Genomic DNA, 16,212 nt, shown 5'->3' with positions numbered 1-16,212 from the left:
TCTTATGTGAAATCTGAGCCATCTGTGCTATTCTTCAACGATAACCTACTATTTTTTTCTGTAAAAGGAGTTGTTTTCTTGAATATACATGAACAGAAGATAACACCGGAATGTTTGGAAAAGGCTGCTAACCAAGTTGAAGATAAGCGAGAAGAATATAAGGATGTGCTGCTTCAGCTGAAAAAAATGCTTGGCGGAACAACGCCGCACAGTGAAACGGCGGAAATTCTCACGCGGGCATATGAACAAATGAAGGAATATGCACTTTTTGTTCAGTCGATAGAAACATTTTTGAGGAAATCTGCAAACAATTTAAAAATCAAATAAACAGGCTGCCGATGGGATCGGCAGTTTTTTCTGTGAAAAGTCTTCGGTGATTTAAAAAGGGCTGCCTCTCTGTAAGGCAGCCCCTTTTTTTATGATTGTTGATTCAGGCGCAGTGCAGAATGCTTCGTAGGACCAACATACTGGTTTAGCGGGAAGGATTCTTTAATGGCCGCTGTGATGAATTCTTTCGCTGCGTAAATGGCTTCTTTGACTTCCGCACCTTTGGCAAGCTCCGCTGTCACGGCTGCTGAGAATGTACAGCCTGCGCCATGTGTATAAGGCGTATCGATCATTTCGCTTTCAAGGACTTCCGCTGTTTCTCCGTCATAGAGAACATCAACGGCTTTCTCGTGTTTGAGTTTGCCTCCGCCTGTAATAACGACATATTGAGCGCCGAGTGCGTGAATTTTTTTCGCGGCTTCGATCATATCGTCAACTGTTTTTAGTTCATCCATGCCGCTGAGCTGGCTGGCTTCAAACAAGTTTGGCGTAATGACAGTGGCTAGCGGAGCCAATTGCTCACGCAGGGCTTGGGCGTGCTCCGGATAAAGGACTTCATTAGCACCTTTGCAAACCATAACCGGGTCAATTACCACATTTTTTAATTGTTTTTCTTTGATCGTTTTTGCCGCAAGCTCGATAATGTCAACGGTTGGCAGCATTCCTGTTTTCATGGCGTCCACACCGATGCCGTCCGTAATTGTTGCAAGCTGGGCGCGGATTGTATCAGTATCGATCGGGAATACTTGATGGTCCCAGCTGTTTTTTGGGTCCATCGCAACGATCACCGTTAAGGCGGTCATCCCGTATACGTTTTTTTCTTGAAATGTTTTTAAATCAGCTTGAATCCCAGCACCGCCGCTTGAATCTGAGCCGGCAATGGTGAGTGCTTTATGCATAGACATGTCTTGAACCTCCATCATGTTTTGTCTTTCATTATAGTTAGATTTTCTCTGTATCACAATATAGAAGATCTATAGGAATCATTTGACAATCTCAACGGGCTTTCGTAAAATGCTACATAAGAAAACTAGGTAGGGGTTTTGAGATGTTAAATCGTGAGCTGGTTAAGGGAAGCACGGTTATATTGGTATTGACGCTTCTGAACGAGCGGCCGATGTACGGCTATGAGCTTGTAAAAGAAATGGGAAGCCGCAGCGGAAATGAACTGCAGATGAAAGAAGGGACCTTGTATCCTTCTCTTCACAAGCTTGAACGCCAAGGGTATATTTCTTCCTACTGGGAGAAGCAGGAGAAAGGACCGGACCGCAAATATTACCGGATTACAGACGAGGGCAAAGAAGTGCTGGCGGAACGCACGAAGGAATGGAGCGTATTTTCAGCCATGATGGACCGAATACTGAAGTGGAGCGGACAAAATGGATAAAGAAACATATGTATCCGAAATCAAAAGCGGGCTTAAAGGGCTTCCTGAGGGTGAGGCGATGATAGAAGAGATTGAGAGCCATATTGAACATCATCTGTTTCGCTCTTTTCAGGAAGGAAAGAGTGAGGAGGAAGCTATGCAGACTTTATTGCAGGCGTTTGGAACACCAACTGACATTGTTTCTTCGTTTAAGAAAATACAGCCAGTAACGTTCCGTGCGTTTTTGATGTTCCATCTTTTCTGTAACAGTGCCCTATTCGCTGTCGGCATTGCGATTACAATAATGCATGTATGGCTTGAATCACCGTTTGTTCAAGCAGTATGGAAAGGCATTTCTGTTTCTGTTTGGCTGATCTTAGCTGCATATATGATCTACTGGGTGCTGATTGGGTATCAAGGCGTGAAGGAGTTTGGAAAACGTGGAGAAAAGCTTGTTCTACATACGATTCTGATCTCAATGGTGCCAAACGTCATTTTTATGCTTGTTTTTCTATTCAATGTAATTCCTGCTGCGCTGTTTCAATCCTTGTTGACACCTTGGTTTGTTGGAACTTGTGCTTTTGCAACGCTGTTATTTCCGTTATTTGGCCGAATGGGCTGTTATATTGGCAGGCGTCAGCTTGTCTGATTTTTTAGGTGTATACATAGAATTTCTATGTAAAGGAGGTGTATGTCGTGAGGATTAGCTCTTGTTTATATGGTTTTGTAGCTCATGGGGCAGTATTTTTGTTTACTGGTGGCTGCATGCTCTTGGCTATGGCAGCCAGCTTGCCTTTTGTTTTTCTGCTTGATCGGCTGCCTGATGTCGTCTTTACAGCAGGTGCCATTCTTACGCTGCTATGTTCATATGCTTATGTCTGGTTTTGGGCGGTCCGATTTGCATATAACCAGAAAATGCGCCTGTTTGAGGTTCAATTGGGGTCCTTTGTGTTGCTAGCCCTCATGATATCTTTGTTTTTATTGGATGGATCTAGTATGAAAGACATCATGATGAATTGGGACGATGCAGGCTGTGCTTTTGTGCCGCCGGCTTTTACATTTTTGTGTCTTTCTTATGCACTGGTGCTGCTGCCGGTCTATCAATCTAAGCTGTGGCGTCTTATCCTTCCGAATGGCGTCCGCATGAAAGATATCTTTCATGTCTTTGGAGATCTGATGCTGATCATGGTGCTTCTGATCGGAGCCACTTTGCTGTTTCTATCATTGTAGTATGCCGTTTCAGTAGGATATTCCCACTGATCTCCCGTCCAATATATGTTTTAATAGTACATGACTATGAAAATGAGAAGGAGAGCATCATGAAGATTTCTATCGTAATTGTGACCTATAATCGGATTCCGGCTTTGTGTGAGCTTTTGGAGTCGATTTCCCGCCAGACCTTGAAGCCGTATGAAATTATTATTGTGAATGATGCCGGGGAATCGGTCGTGCCGGTCAAAGCACTGTATCCGGAGCTGCCGATTGCTGTCATCAATTTAGAAAAGAACTCGGGGCATGTGGCTGCGAGAAATGCCGGTGTAAAAGAGGCGTCTGGCGATTGCATTATGCTGTGTGATGACGATGATTTCTTTACGCCAGGGCATATCGAGAAAATGGCAAAGGAAATAGAAACGGCAGACTTCGTTCATTCTGATGCGGAAATAGTTTCGTTTGAAGAGAAAAACGGAACAAGATATCCAGTGTCACGGAAATTGTTTGCTTACACCGCTGACTATGAGGATATGAGAGTGTTTTCTACATACGTGCCGTCGGGCAGCATGTACAGACGTTTTCTGCATGATGAAATCGGGTATTTCGATGCTGATGTGCACAATTACTGGGATTGGGATTTTTATCTGCGCGCGGCCAAGGATTACCGGGTGAAGCGTGTCCCTTGCGCCAGTGTGATTTATGCCTTCAGTGACGCGGGAGACAATCAGTCTGCGGACCTTGGCGCCAAGCGGAAGCAATATTTGGATCGTTTAAGTGAAAAGCACGGACTCGGGGAGCTGCCGACGAAAAACTTTGCCGTCCTGCTTGAAGAGCCTGAGATGAAGAGGCGGGAAGCAAAAAGTGAAATGGTTTGGGATGGCGAGCCTGTCTATTCCAGACTTCATCGTTCGTAAGGGGGCCTGAATCTTGAAACAGCTTTTACAAGACAGCTGGTGGAATCAGCTAAAGGAAGAGTTTGAGAAACCGTATTATCAAGAGCTCAGAGAAATGCTGAAGCGGGAATACGCGGAGCAAACGATTTATCCGGACAGCCGGGATATTTTCAATGCGCTGCATTATACATCATATGATGATGTCAAGGTCGTCATTCTCGGACAAGATCCGTATCACGGGCCGGGACAGGCTCAAGGTTTAAGCTTCTCTGTCAAGCCCGGTGTAAAGCAGCCGCCTTCGTTAAAAAATATTTTTCTTGAACTGCAGCAGGACATCGGGTGCAGCATCCCGAATCACGGGTCGCTTGTGAGCTGGGCAAAGCAAGGCGTTCTTTTGCTGAATACTGTGCTGACAGTAAGGCGCGGACAGGCGAATTCCCATAAGGGAAAAGGCTGGGAGCGACTGACGGACCGAATTATTGACGTGCTGAATGAAAGGGAGCAGCCGGTTATCTTTATTTTGTGGGGCCGGCATGCCCAAATGAAAAAAGAACGGATCGACACGTCCAAGCATTTTATCATTGAATCGACGCATCCCAGCCCGTTTTCGGCGAGAAACGGATTTTTCGGGAGCAGACCGTTTTCCCGGGCGAATGCCTATTTGGAGAAAATGGGAGAGGCACCGATTGATTGGTGTATTAAGGATTTGTAAAAAGCGCAGGTGATCTGCGCTTTTTATTTGAGTATTTTTCGAATCATTCGCAGCCCGTTTTTGGAGGAAGGATAACGAAATGCGAAGTCGAAGCGGTTCGTTTGTTTGACGACGCTTTTTTTGTGCGTGAATGTGTTAAAACTGTCAAACCCGTGATAGCTGCCGATGCCGCTTTCCCCGACGCCGCCGAATGGCAAATACGGCGTCGCCACATGCATTAACGTATCATTGACACAGCCCCCGCCAAACGACAGATTTCCTAAAACAGCGCGCTCAATTTCTTTGTTTGTGGTGAAGAGATACAGGGCGAGCGGCTTAGGGCGCGATTGGATTTTTTCAATGACTTCCCCGATATTGCGGTATGTAAAGAGCGGAAGAATCGGCCCGAAAATCTCCTCCTGCATCACTGGAGAGTCATCCCTCACTTGTTCGAGAATGGTCGGCGCAATTTTGTGATGATTGGGATCAGATTGTCCGCCTGTGAGTGGGATGCCGTCATTCAGAAAGCTGAGCAGCCGCTGATAGTGCCGTTCACTGACGATTTTGCCGTACTGCGGATTCCGTTCCGGCTTAGGACCGTAAAATTCTCTGATCGCACGCTTCATTTCTTCTGTGAGCTTCGTTTTGATGTCCTCGTGTACAAATAAATAATCCGGTGCGATGCAGGTTTGTCCCGCATTTGTAAATTTCCCGAAGACGATGCGTTTGGCGGCAAGCTGAATGTCAGCATCTTTATGGACGATGCAGGGACTTTTGCCGCCGAGCTCCAAGGTTACGGGAATTAATTGTTTGGCGGCGGCCTCCATGACGACTTTTCCCACGGCTACGCTGCCGGTAAAGAAAATGTAGTCAAAGGGCTGCTGTAATAATGCCGTGCTGACGTCGGGCCCGCCTTCTGCCATAGCGACATAATCGGTTGGAAAAACGCTGCTGATGAGTTTGGAAAGAATAGCAGAAACAGCCGGCGTATATTCCGATGGCTTGAGAACGACCGTGTTCCCCGCCGCAATGGCTCCAATCAACGGAGAAAGCGCCAGCTGCAAGGGATAGTTCCAAGGCGCAATCACCAAAACGGTTCCATACGGCTCAGGGATGATGATGCTTTTGGAGCCTAGATGAGTCAACGGCGTTTTGACTCGTTTCGGCTTGGACCATTTTCTCAGCCGTTTCATGACAAAGCTGATTTCCTCCAAGACGATTCCGATTTCTGTTGAGTATGCTTCTTGCTCGGATTTATGGAGATCCTGGTAGAGAGCGGCTATGAGATCGGCTTCATGAGTTCTGACGGCTTGTTTCAGCTTTCGCAAAATGTTCAGTCTCGATTCAAGCGGTCTCGTATGTCCCGCCGCAAAATAGGCTTTATGCTTGCTGATGATAGAGGGGATGCTGTTCATTCCTTTTCTCCTTTTTGTAAGGTATGGTGATTTATTATGTGAAAAATCTCTTCTGCTTGTCAATCGCGCAAGGTTTGTCAGAAAAAATAACAAACTCATATCTGCGTTTACAGCAGGAATTTGATAAAATGCAGGAAGACAACATTTATTTTTTTGGAGGGTGCTTCATGAACATTCATATATCTGCATTAATTCAAAAGATGGAAGAGGAGCTGAAAAAAGCAAAAACAGCTGAACGGGATGAGGAGCTGAAGCGTTATGTAGCGGTTGTCCGTTCTCTGTGTGATGTCGTGCTTGATCAGCCGGAGAACGTGAGCGCGCCCCGCATACAGCCGAGCGTTACGCCAAGTCCTGCCGCGCCGCCATCGACAGACCAGCTGATGATGGAAAAAATGATGGGGAGCGCGGGATTAAACAAATATCGAAAGCAAGAAAAAGAGAAGCAGGAAGAGGATGGAAACGGAGAGTCTTTATTTGATTTTTAAAGAGAGAGGTTGAGCTTACGTGAAATTGGTTCTTGGCGCGCTGCAATGGACAGCGTTAATTATTGCTGCGGCGATAGTTGTTCCGGTGGCGGTTGCCCAGTCGTTTCATCTGGATCACTCAGATTCTGCAAGATTGATTCAAAGCACTTTTTTTGTACTGGGAATTGCCGCCGTCATTCAGTGTTTGAAAGGCCACAGACTGCCGATTAATGAAAGCCCAGCCGGCTTGTGGTGGGGAGTGTATACGATCTACGCAGGGCTGACGGGAACTGTGTTTGCGACATATGGAGACACACTGCGGGGTTTGCAGGGAGCTCTTCTTGTAAGCGCTGTATGTTTCTTTTTGTTAAGTGTTTTCAAGGTCATTGACAGACTTGCAAAATTGTTTACTCCGGTTGTAACGGGCGTCTATTTATTGCTTCTTGTCATGCAGCTGAGTCAGCCCATTATAAAAGGAATTCTCGGAATCGGTTATCGACAGGACGGGGTGGACGGTCTTGTATTTGGCCTGGCGCTTGTTGTGATCGCTGCCGCCTTTATAATGACAAATTCGAACATCATGTTTTTTAAGCAATATTCTATTTTATTAGCCTTGTTCGGCGGATGGGTGCTGTTTGCGGCTGCCGGAGCGGCAAAGCCGATTGAAATGCCGGACCGGCTGTTTCAGCTGCCTTCCCTGTTTCCTTTTGGGACACCATTATTTAACAGCGGCCTGATCATCACTTCTATTTTTATTACCATCTTGCTGATCGTGAATATGCTGGCGAGCATGAAGGTCGTGGACATCGCCGTGAAAAAATTCAGCAAACAGCCTGATGGAAAGCATCATGAACGCCATGCCGGTTTTGCAGCTTCATTCAGCCATCTGCTTAGCGGTTTGACGGGAGCCATTGCGCCTGTTCCGATTTCGGGAGCCGCAGGTTTTATTGAAACGACCAAAATGCCTTCTAAAAAACCGTTTATGCTCGGCAGTATTCTGGTTATCGTGATCAGCGTAATCCCGTTTTTTATGAATACGTTTGCGAGCCTGCCGTCACCCGTTGGATTTGCGGTGAATTTTGTTGTGTTCTCCGCAATGGGCGGTCTGGCCTTTGCCGAATTTGATTCATATGAGAAAGAAGAATCAAAAAGGGTGAGGTCTATCATCGGCATCTCGCTGCTGACAGGGGTCGGTATCATGTTTGTTCCTGAAACTGCGTTAAAGGGATTGCATCCGGTATTTATTTCTCTATTAAGCAACGGCCTCGTATTAGGGACGCTTGCTGCAATAGCGGCTGACCAGTTCCAGCTTTGGCGCAGGAGAAAATCCGACAATCTCGTGTCAACGGAGAACAAACATTGAATTTTGGTGCAGGTGCGATAAGATAAATGATATGAGTTTAACGAAAAGGCGGGAGAGATAGATGAAAGTTTTTATCATATTAGGGGCCATTAACGCCCTGCTTGCCGTGGGACTCGGAGCATTCGGCGCTCACGGATTAGAAGGGAAAATACCTGATAAATATCTTCAGGTTTGGCACACAGGCGTGCAGTATCATATGTATCACGCCCTTGGGTTATTCGTTGTAGCGTTTCTGGCTGATAAATTATCCGGCATAGGCAGTGTCACAACAGCCGGATGGCTGATGTTTGCGGGAATTGTGCTGTTTTCCGGAAGCTTATATATTCTAAGTGTGACGCAAATCTCCATTCTTGGAGCGATCACCCCGCTCGGCGGTGTGGCGTTTATTATTTCTTGGATTATGATCGTTGTCGCAGCCGTCAAATATCTATAAACAAAAAAGCCAATCCTCATCATATGAGTGATTGGCTTTTTTCTTATCTTGGCGAATAGGACGCCATGGAATATGGATACGTATAAGCAATTTCTTCATCAAATGTAATGTAATCGAGGTAGATTGTCAGGAGCAGGTAGCGTGTTCCTGATTTCGGGTCGCTGATAATAATGTGATCCCGGCCCGCAGCTTCGATGACGCCGCGAAAAATCTTCGAGCCCCATTCCTTGCTGTTTTCAAATGTCATATAAATGGTGGCCGTTTTTCCCCGATTCAGGCGCAAAATATTCTCGATGTAAGATTCCTCAACAGGCAGCATGCCGGGAACGCTTTGGCCCGGTCCTGACGGTGTAGGCCCCGATGGAATTTGAAAACCGCCGCCCTGCTGCTGGCCCGGGAATCCAAATCCCTGCTGTCCTTGCTGTCCTTGCTGTCCCTGCTGCATTGGCATCATTGGCTGCATCCCCATTGGCTGCATTTGTGAGCCTTGGCCTTGCTGCGGGTACGGGTTGGCGCCAAACTGAGGCTGATACCCCTGCATATTATCAAATGCCTGCATTTGCTGATATTGATTTTTTTTCGGTTTCATATCGTTCCTCCTTTTTATGAAAACCATTCAAAACATGTTCTGGATGTATAGGTGAACGCTCCGCGATGACTCACCTCCGATGGAAAACGATCTTAGTCGCTGGTGCGATTTTTATCTCTTTCACCTTATGAGGCTGATGCTTGGATTATGCTGAAAAAGAACAGCGGACCGATCAGATTTCGCTCTGGGCATCCGCTGTTTTTCAGAGACATACACAAACTTTTCGCATATTGGTTTGTATCCCTAGCGCAACTTGAGCATAAGCAACATAAGATAACGATAGTTTCAGGTGTGAAGTTCCAAGAAGGAGGTGTAGGATTTGCCGAAAGTATCAGTCATTATGACGAGCTATAACAAAAGCGATTATGTGGCAAAGTCCATTTCTAGCATACTCTCACAAACGTTTTCAGATTTTGAATTGTTTATTATGGATGACAACTCCAATGAAGAGACGCTGAATGTAATCCGTCCTTTTTTGAATGATAACCGAGTGCGTTTTTATCAAAGCGATGTATCTGGAGTGAAGGAAAGAACAGAAAAAACGAGATACGCGGCACTGATCAATCAGGCGATTGAGATGGCGGAGGGTGAATATATCACCTATGCGACGGATGACAACATCTATATGCCGGACCGCCTCCTGAAAATGGTGCGGGAGCTCGATACCCATCCTGAAAAAGCTGTGATTTACTCAGCCTCCAAAACCTATCATTTAAACGAGAATCGCGACATTGTAAAAGAAACTGTCAGGCCTGCCGCTCAAGTGACATGGAACGCGCCGTGCGCAATTGATCATTGCTCGGTGATGCACAGGTATTCGGTGCTTGAGAAGGTAAAGGAGAAGTTTGGCTCCTATTGGGATGAAAGCCCGGCGTTTTACCGTATTGGAGATGCCCGGTTCTTTTGGAGAGTCAATCATTTTTATCCGTTTTACCCACTGGATGAGGAGCTGGACCTGAATTATATTACCGACCAATCGATTCACTTTCAGCTGTTTGAATCAGAAAAAAATGAATTTGTCAGGAACCTTCCTCCGCAGCGAAATTGCCGAGAGCTGCGTGAATCATTAAAAAAGCTTGGAATGGGGTGAGAGCTTGTCGGCCTATTTAAGCAATTATTGGGTGCTGTACCGGAAGTACGTGGAGCTTTTTGACAAACTTCGCTACAAAGGGATTCCGCTTGGGCTTATCAGTAATTTTTATCAATACATCAGCCCTGAGCTGAGGGTGATGATGGAAGAAGAACCGGAATTATTCGGATCGGTGGATCAGCATATCGATGAGGGACAGATTCAGCCGTTTTTTGAAGAAAGAATCCGAAAAATCGTTAAAACAAATGTCAAACCTGTTAAAGGGAAAGTCATTTTGCACTTTGATTACCTGCGTTTTTCAAACGAAAATTACTATCAATTTGATCCTGAAAAAACGGCTGTTTTGGCCAGATGGAGTTTGCCGCATTATTGTGATCTGCCTGTAATTAGCAAGCGGGAGATTGCGGATTCATGCCAAAAAGGCGATTCGAAGCAGTATCTCGAAACAGCCTGTTCGCTTCTCGCCCCTTATGATGATCACCCGGCATTTGGTGATCAAGCGTTTCGCGACCGGCTTTTCAAAGATATTCCTTTATTTATAGAGGCCATTGATACAGTTGATGCGCTGTTTGAACAGGAAAAGATTTCAGCTGTTATTGTCGGAACGGCAGAAGACATTTACAGCAGGGTGCTCGCTCTCATGTGTCAAAGAAAAGGGGCCGTCAGCATTTGTCTTCAGCATGGCGCATTGATGGGAGATGAAGCCTTCATTCCTGTTTTTACAACCTATCAAGCTGTTTTTGGTGCGTATGAAGCAGAGTGGTTCATACGAAAAGGCTGTAAACCCGAGCAGATTCTCGTAACGGGACATCCCCGCTTCGATCAGATTTTTAACAGAACGCCTATGGATATGTCCATATTCTATCGAAAACTTGCTTTTCAGCCGACTAAAAAAATTGTGCTCATTGCCACTCAGCCCTTTTCAGAAGATTTTTATTCCGGTGTGCTGCAGGGGCTTTCTGATCAGAAGCAGCTGCAGATTATTATCAAACCTCACCCGTGGGAAATCGGAAAAAACAAGCTTGATCTGTATCACGAGGCGGCGAAAAAACATAAGGCATGCAGAGTCATCAAAAAGGAGCTGGAGCTTTATGATTTGCTGCCGTATGTTGATGCCGCAGTGACACAAACCTCGACAGTCGGTCTTGAAGCAATGCTGTTTCAAAAGCCTGTGCTGATCGGAAAATCGTCCGGAAATCGCTCGTATCCGTATTATGAGTCTCTTGGCGATTTTATGTTTGACCAGCCGGATGAACTGGCGCACACCTTGGTTGAAGTTCTTCGAAGTCCCGACGTGCATCAAAAAGCAGAAGAGGCGCGCCTGGCATTCATAGCGGCTAATTATCCGGTGGCAGAATCAACAAATGCTTTATTTGCGGAACTGAAAGCCAAAACAGGAGTTGATTACAGGCGGGAAGATACTGAATAAAATGATAGGAGCGCAAAGAAATGGTGCAAAAGAGAAATCATTTTCTCCCTTACTCATTGCCGTTAATCGGTAAGGAAGAAATTCAGGAGGTTACAGAAACGCTTGAATCGGGATGGCTCTCTAAAGGCCCGAAGGTTCAGCAGTTTGAAAAAGAGTTTGCCGCGTTTGTCGGGGCGAAGCACGCCGTGGCGGTGAATTCATGTACCGCAGCTTTATTTTTGGCTTTGAAAGCAAAAGGGATCGGACCCGGGGACGAGGTCATTACCTCTCCGCTTACGTTCAGCTCGACTGCCAATACGATTATTCATACGGGAGCGACGCCTGTGTTTGCGGATATTGACGAAAACACGCTCAATATTGACCCGGTAAAGCTTGAGGCGGCCGTCACACCGCGAACGAAAGCAGTTGTGCCCGTCCACTTTGGCGGGCAGTCCTGCGATATGGATGCAATATTGGCTATTGCCCAAAATCATGGTTTATTCGTGCTGGAGGATGCGGCACATGCGGTATATACGACTTATAAGCAAAGAATGATCGGTTCTATCGGGGATGCAACGGCATTCAGCTTTTACGCCACCAAAAACCTCGCGACAGGGGAAGGCGGCATGCTGACGACTGATGATGAGGAGCTTGCCGATAAGATACGGGTGCTAAGCCTTCACGGCATGAGTAAAGCCGCATGGAACCGTTATTCTTCAAATGGCAGCTGGTACTATGAAGTCGAATCGCCCGGCTATAAGATGAATATGTTTGATTTGCAGGCGGCCCTCGGACTTCATCAGCTGAAACGGCTGGATGATATGCAGAAACGGAGAGAAGAGATTGCCGGCCGCTATCAAACCGCTTTTCAGCAGATTCCTGGGCTGATCACGCCGTTTGTCCATGATGACGGCAGGCACGCCTGGCATCTATATGTTCTGCAAGTTGATGAAAAAAAGGCCGGGGTTACGCGCAGCGAAATGATTACGGCTTTAAAGGATGAATACAATATCGGCACTAGCGTTCATTTTATTCCAGTACACATTCATCCGTATTATCAAAAGCAATTTGGATATAAGGAAGCGGACTTTCCGAATGCCATGAATTACTATAAACGAACCCTTTCTCTCCCGCTCTATCCATCAATGTCTGACGACGATGTAGATGATGTCATTGAAGCTGTGCGGGATATCGTAAAAGGGGCTGATTAAGTGTATACGGTAAAAGAAAATGTTTCCAAAGAGGCAATTGAGGAATTTCTCCAAAGCAGAAAGCTTACACTGGATGTTCCGTATCAATTTTCCCTCGGCCTTTTTGAAAACAGCAAGCTCCAAGGCGTATTGCTTTACGAAGATTCTTTGTGGGAAAGCAAGGTGCTTCAGAAGAAAGTCATGAACGTCAAACTTCTTGCGGCAAATAGTACCGGGCAGCTAAAGAGGCTGTTTGAAGCTTTTTATACTGTACGCCAAATGGATGAAACGGATTTTATCTTTGTCCGTGTTCCGGCTGAAGATATCGGAGCCGCGCATGTGATACAGCAGCAGCCATCCTCTTACTTTGTCGGGAGTTTGCTGAAGCTGGCGATGCCTCCGTCTTTTTATGACAAAACACCGCCATTTTTTGAACTGGGCCCGCCTGAGCCCGGAGACACAGAAGCGATATGTGAGCTGGCCCGAGACTCGTTTACAAAAAGCAGATATTTTCAGGATCCTCATCTCAGCCGCGATGCAGCAAACAAAATATTTCAGGAGTGGACACGAAACAATTTGAATGGAAGGGCGGCGGTCAATATTGTCGCTAAACACAATGGCGAGGTCATCGGCTATCTTCAGGGCTTATCAAGAGATGATGAGTGCATTCTCGATTTGATGGCTGTAAAGCCGGGATTTGAAGGGAAACGTATTGCGTTTCATTTATTGGCGAATCTCATAGAACAACCGGAGACCCAGAAGCATAGAACGGTAACAGCGGGGACGCAGCTTCACAATGTAAGGGCGATCCGCCTTTATGAACGAATGGGTTTCACCGCTGAACAATCGTATTACTATTATCATATTTGGCCGGGCAAGGAGGCGAAATAATGGCAGCGTTTCAGATCGCGAATAAAACTGTAGGCAAAGACGCTCCTGTTTTTATTATTGCTGAGGCGGGGATTAATCATGACGGGAAGCTTGATCAGGCTTTTGCGCTGATAGACGCCGCGGTGGAAGCGGGAGCGGATGCCGTGAAATTTCAAATGTTCCAAGCTGATAGGATGTACCAGAAAGATCCTGGTTTGTACAAGACGGCAGCGGGCAAGGACGTCTCTATTTTTTCTTTGGTTCAATCTATGGAAATGCCTGCTGAGTGGATTTTACCGCTATTGGATTACTGCCGCGAAAAGCAGGTGATCTTTTTAAGTACGGTATGTGACGAGGGGTCAGCTGATCTGCTTCAGTCTACCTCGCCGAGCGCTTTTAAAATCGCATCCTATGAAATTAACCATCTCCCGCTGCTTAAATATGTCGCCCGGCTGAACAGGCCGATGATTTTCTCGACAGCCGGAGCTGAAATCTCTGATGTTCACGAAGCTTGGCGCACCATCAGGGCAGAGGGAAACAATCAAATTGCCATAATGCATTGTGTGGCGAAATACCCAGCACCGCCGGAGTACAGCAACCTCAGCGTCATTCCGATGCTTGCCGCCGCTTTTCCTGAGGCGGTAATCGGCTTCTCCGATCATAGCGAGCATCCGACAGAAGCGCCGTGTGCCGCGGTTCGGCTCGGAGCAAAACTGATAGAAAAGCATTTTACGATCGATAAAAATCTGCCGGGTGCCGACCACTCGTTTGCATTAAATCCGGATGAATTGAAAGAAATGGTCAATGGCATCAGGAAAACGGAAGCTGAGCTGAAACAGGGGATCACAAAGCCGGTCTCAGAAAAACTGCTTGGCAGTTCATACAAAACAACGACCGCCATCGAAGGAGAAATCAGAAACTTTGCATACAGAGGCATTTTTACAACAGCTCCGATTCAAAAAGGTGAAGCCTTTAGTGAAGACAATATCGCAGTGCTTCGGCCCGGACAAAAGCCGCAGGGGCTGCACCCGAGATTTTTTGAACTGCTGACCAGCGGTGTTCGGGCTGTAAGAGACATTCCGGCCGACACAGGCATTGTCTGGGATGACATTTTACTGAAGGACAGCCCGTTTCATGAATGATATTCTCTTTATCATTCAAGCAAGAATGGGTTCAACAAGGCTTCCGGGAAAAGTGCTTCGGCCGCTCGGATCGAATCGTTTACTTGATATTCTCGTTCACCGTGTCCGGCAAAGCGCGTTTTACCAAAAGGATCGGGATAATCTTGTCATCGCCACGTCTGACAAAGAAACTGACGACATATTAGAGGCGCACTGTATCAAACAAGGCTTTCGTGTTTTCCGCGGGAGCGAAGAACGTGTCCTCGATAGGTTTGTGAAGGTCATAGAAGCTGTTAAACCGTCAGTCATCATCCGGTTAACGGGTGATAATCCGTTTGTCGATCCGGAGCTGCTCGATGTAATGATTAAGGCGCATTTTGATCAAGGGTCGGATTATACGTATATCCTGAATGCCCCATTAGGGATTTGCGGCGAAGTGGTCAACGCCAACCTGTTAATTGACATCAGCCGTATTCAGAATATGGAGGATCAATATCAGGAGCATGTCACGTTATATATAAGGAATCATCCAGCTCTTTATCGTGTGCAGTTTTTAGAGGCGCCGGAACGATTTCGCGCCCCTCAATATCGGCTGACCATTGATACAAAGGAAGACTATGAATCGATAAAGGCTCTCTATCAAAAAGCAGGCGAGCGCCCCGATGTATCCGCCTCAGAGCTTATCACCCTTCTGAACCGGAATCCCGATGCGGCAATCGAACGAGAGGCTGAATAGCCATGCATGTTGGGATCTTCGCAGACGGCGGCTATGAAAAGGGAATGGGCCATGTTGTCCGGATGAAGAGACTTGCGGAGGGGCTCAAACAGCGATGCTTGATTACGTTTTATACGAATCAGGATTCTGAAGCGTTTCTTCATGAAGAGCATTGGCAGGTCATCGTAAAGCCGGAGCTGCAGCAGCACGAGTTTATTCTCCGGGAAATAAAAAGCAAGAAGCTTGATTTGCTTTTGTTTGATATTCTAGGCGCGCCTGCAGAGCTGTTAAAGAAAATAAAGACGGAGACAGATGCGAAAATTGTTCTTTTTGAAGAGAAAAACGGTAAATCGATTCAATATAGTGACTCAGTCATTAACGGAATTTACGGTGACATCAGAAGCAGGGTGTACGTTCAGGGAAACACACGCATCTATGAAGGTCCGGACTATCTTATTCTTCACCCCGCCTTTCAGGCCGCAAGGGAGGATTACACACTTAAGAAAGACTGCCGCAATATCCTTGTTGCATTAGGAGGAAGTGATCCGAAGCAGCTTATTTTTAAAGTGCTGGCTGCCGCTGATCAAGTCCCCGACATAAAAGACAAAAACATAATGTTTGTGATGGGGAGCGCTTCACCGCATCAAGAGGCAGTCCGAAGGCGGATCGAAAAGAAGCCGCAGTACAAGATGATCGAACAGACAAATGATATGGCAGGTTTGATGAAACAAGCGGACGCAGCCATTGTCGCCGGCGGCATCTCTCTATATGAAGCCATTTGCATCGGCGTGCCGTGCCTTGTTCTTTCTCAGGTTGAGCATCAAACGGCAACAGCAAAAACATTTGCTGGCCAAGGCGCCGCTCTTGATCTTGGTTTGGGTGAGCTTGTACCGGATGAAACACTCATCTATCAGATGTCGCGCATTATGAGCAGCTATCCTCTTCGCCTTTCTTTGCATAAGGGAGGAAGGCCGCTCGTGGATGGCAAAGGCATTATGCGGGTAACAGCTATTCTTCAAGATTTATATGAACAAAAGATATAAAAATGCATGTAAGGAAGTGTTA

The 16,212-nt window shown here is 46.4% G+C and carries 19 protein-coding genes; 16 read left to right on the top strand and 3 right to left on the bottom strand.

The features are described from left to right. Positions 1-78 precede the first annotated feature (78 nt). A complete protein-coding gene (locus KXZ66_RS20055) occupies positions 79-327 on the top strand; it encodes a hypothetical protein (protein ID WP_003243437.1) in 249 nt (82 codons plus the stop codon). Between the two features lie 89 nt (positions 328-416). On the opposite strand, the gene KXZ66_RS20050 is transcribed toward KXZ66_RS20055, so the two are convergent. Beyond that, on the bottom strand, positions 417-1,232 hold the full coding sequence (locus tag KXZ66_RS20050; protein ID WP_151869986.1) for a bifunctional hydroxymethylpyrimidine kinase/phosphomethylpyrimidine kinase: 816 nt from the start codon (positions 1,230-1,232) through the stop codon (positions 417-419). A gap of 143 nt (positions 1,233-1,375) precedes the next feature. On the opposite strand from KXZ66_RS20050, the gene KXZ66_RS20045 reads away from it, so the two are divergent. The 5 genes from KXZ66_RS20045 (at position 1,376) to KXZ66_RS20025 (ending at position 4,510) form a co-directional block, all read left to right on the top strand. Continuing rightward, positions 1,376-1,714, top strand: coding sequence for a PadR family transcriptional regulator (locus KXZ66_RS20045; protein ID WP_003227432.1), 339 nt, complete (start codon positions 1,376-1,378; stop codon positions 1,712-1,714). Further along, complete coding sequence (locus tag KXZ66_RS20040; protein WP_003227434.1) at positions 1,707-2,342, top strand: permease prefix domain 1-containing protein; 636 nt, start codon at positions 1,707-1,709, stop codon at positions 2,340-2,342. Before KXZ66_RS20045 ends, KXZ66_RS20040 begins: the two co-directional genes overlap by 8 nt. Before the next feature lie 47 nt (positions 2,343-2,389). Then, complete coding sequence (locus KXZ66_RS20035) at positions 2,390-2,923, top strand: hypothetical protein (protein ID WP_009968358.1); 534 nt, start codon at positions 2,390-2,392, stop codon at positions 2,921-2,923. Between the two features lie 89 nt (positions 2,924-3,012). Continuing rightward, entirely contained in the window at positions 3,013-3,819 is an 807-nt protein-coding gene (locus KXZ66_RS20030) for a glycosyltransferase family 2 protein (RefSeq protein ID WP_015250953.1), read from the top strand. A 13-nt stretch (positions 3,820-3,832) separates the two neighbouring features. Further along, positions 3,833-4,510 carry a uracil-DNA glycosylase gene (locus KXZ66_RS20025; protein ID WP_015384978.1) on the top strand — a complete coding sequence of 226 codons (678 nt, stop codon included), beginning with the start codon at positions 3,833-3,835 and terminating at the stop codon, positions 4,508-4,510. A gap of 23 nt (positions 4,511-4,533) precedes the next feature. Here the strand turns inward: KXZ66_RS20025 and KXZ66_RS20020 are convergent, their stop codons facing one another. Then, positions 4,534-5,904, bottom strand: a complete 1,371-nt coding sequence (locus KXZ66_RS20020; RefSeq protein WP_219144705.1) for an aldehyde dehydrogenase — start codon at positions 5,902-5,904, stop codon at positions 4,534-4,536. A 167-nt stretch (positions 5,905-6,071) separates the two neighbouring features. Between KXZ66_RS20020 and KXZ66_RS20015 the strand changes: the two genes are divergently transcribed. The 3 genes from KXZ66_RS20015 (at position 6,072) to KXZ66_RS20005 (ending at position 8,164) form a co-directional block, all read left to right on the top strand. Beyond that, positions 6,072-6,389, top strand: a complete 318-nt coding sequence (locus KXZ66_RS20015; RefSeq protein ID WP_041351304.1) for a YwdI family protein — start codon at positions 6,072-6,074, stop codon at positions 6,387-6,389. Between the two features lie 19 nt (positions 6,390-6,408). Further along, positions 6,409-7,731, top strand: coding sequence for a purine/pyrimidine permease (locus tag KXZ66_RS20010; RefSeq protein WP_219144704.1), 1,323 nt, complete (start codon positions 6,409-6,411; stop codon positions 7,729-7,731). A gap of 61 nt (positions 7,732-7,792) precedes the next feature. Beyond that, a complete protein-coding gene (locus KXZ66_RS20005) occupies positions 7,793-8,164 on the top strand; it encodes a DUF423 domain-containing protein (RefSeq protein ID WP_003227446.1) in 372 nt (123 codons plus the stop codon). Between the two features lie 43 nt (positions 8,165-8,207). On the opposite strand, the gene gerQ is transcribed toward KXZ66_RS20005, so the two are convergent. Beyond that, positions 8,208-8,753: a spore coat protein GerQ gene (gerQ, locus tag KXZ66_RS20000; protein WP_014481253.1), complete on the bottom strand. Its 546-nt coding sequence runs from the start codon at positions 8,751-8,753 to the stop codon at positions 8,208-8,210. Positions 8,754-9,072: 319 nt separating this feature from the next. Here gerQ and spsA point away from each other — a divergent pair, with 319 nt between their 5' ends. The 7 genes from spsA to KXZ66_RS19965 are packed head-to-tail and all read left to right on the top strand — an operon-like array spanning position 9,073 to position 16,190. After that, positions 9,073-9,843: a spore coat dTDP-glycosyltransferase SpsA gene (spsA, locus tag KXZ66_RS19995; RefSeq protein ID WP_029946239.1), complete on the top strand. Its 771-nt coding sequence runs from the start codon at positions 9,073-9,075 to the stop codon at positions 9,841-9,843. Positions 9,844-9,847: 4 nt separating this feature from the next. Further along, positions 9,848-11,272 carry a CDP-glycerol glycerophosphotransferase family protein gene (locus KXZ66_RS19990; protein ID WP_163117058.1) on the top strand — a complete coding sequence of 475 codons (1,425 nt, stop codon included), beginning with the start codon at positions 9,848-9,850 and terminating at the stop codon, positions 11,270-11,272. Positions 11,273-11,292: 20 nt separating this feature from the next. After that, the gene (locus KXZ66_RS19985; RefSeq protein ID WP_048654797.1) at positions 11,293-12,462 is read left to right on the top strand and encodes a DegT/DnrJ/EryC1/StrS family aminotransferase; all 1,170 of its coding nucleotides are present in this window, start codon (positions 11,293-11,295) and stop codon (positions 12,460-12,462) included. Continuing rightward, positions 12,463-13,332 carry a GNAT family N-acetyltransferase gene (locus KXZ66_RS19980; protein WP_101502530.1) on the top strand — a complete coding sequence of 290 codons (870 nt, stop codon included), beginning with the start codon at positions 12,463-12,465 and terminating at the stop codon, positions 13,330-13,332. Further along, positions 13,332-14,453 carry an N-acetylneuraminate synthase family protein gene (locus tag KXZ66_RS19975; RefSeq protein WP_049140930.1) on the top strand — a complete coding sequence of 374 codons (1,122 nt, stop codon included), beginning with the start codon at positions 13,332-13,334 and terminating at the stop codon, positions 14,451-14,453. The genes KXZ66_RS19980 and KXZ66_RS19975 overlap by 1 nt, the downstream gene beginning before the upstream one ends. Beyond that, a complete protein-coding gene (locus KXZ66_RS19970) occupies positions 14,446-15,168 on the top strand; it encodes a glycosyltransferase family protein (RefSeq protein WP_032725144.1) in 723 nt (240 codons plus the stop codon). The genes KXZ66_RS19975 and KXZ66_RS19970 overlap by 8 nt, the downstream gene beginning before the upstream one ends. A 2-nt stretch (positions 15,169-15,170) precedes the next feature. Further along, entirely contained in the window at positions 15,171-16,190 is a 1,020-nt protein-coding gene (locus KXZ66_RS19965; RefSeq protein WP_124047840.1) for a PseG/SpsG family protein, read from the top strand. Positions 16,191-16,212 lie beyond the last annotated feature (22 nt).

Origin of the sequence: Bacillus sp. LJBS17 (assembly GCF_019334685.1) — a bacterium.
GTDB classification, from domain to species: domain Bacteria; phylum Bacillota; class Bacilli; order Bacillales; family Bacillaceae; genus Bacillus; species Bacillus subtilis.
The sequence above is the reverse complement of the archived record's forward strand: the minus strand, read 5'-3'. Positions and strand labels throughout refer to the sequence as shown.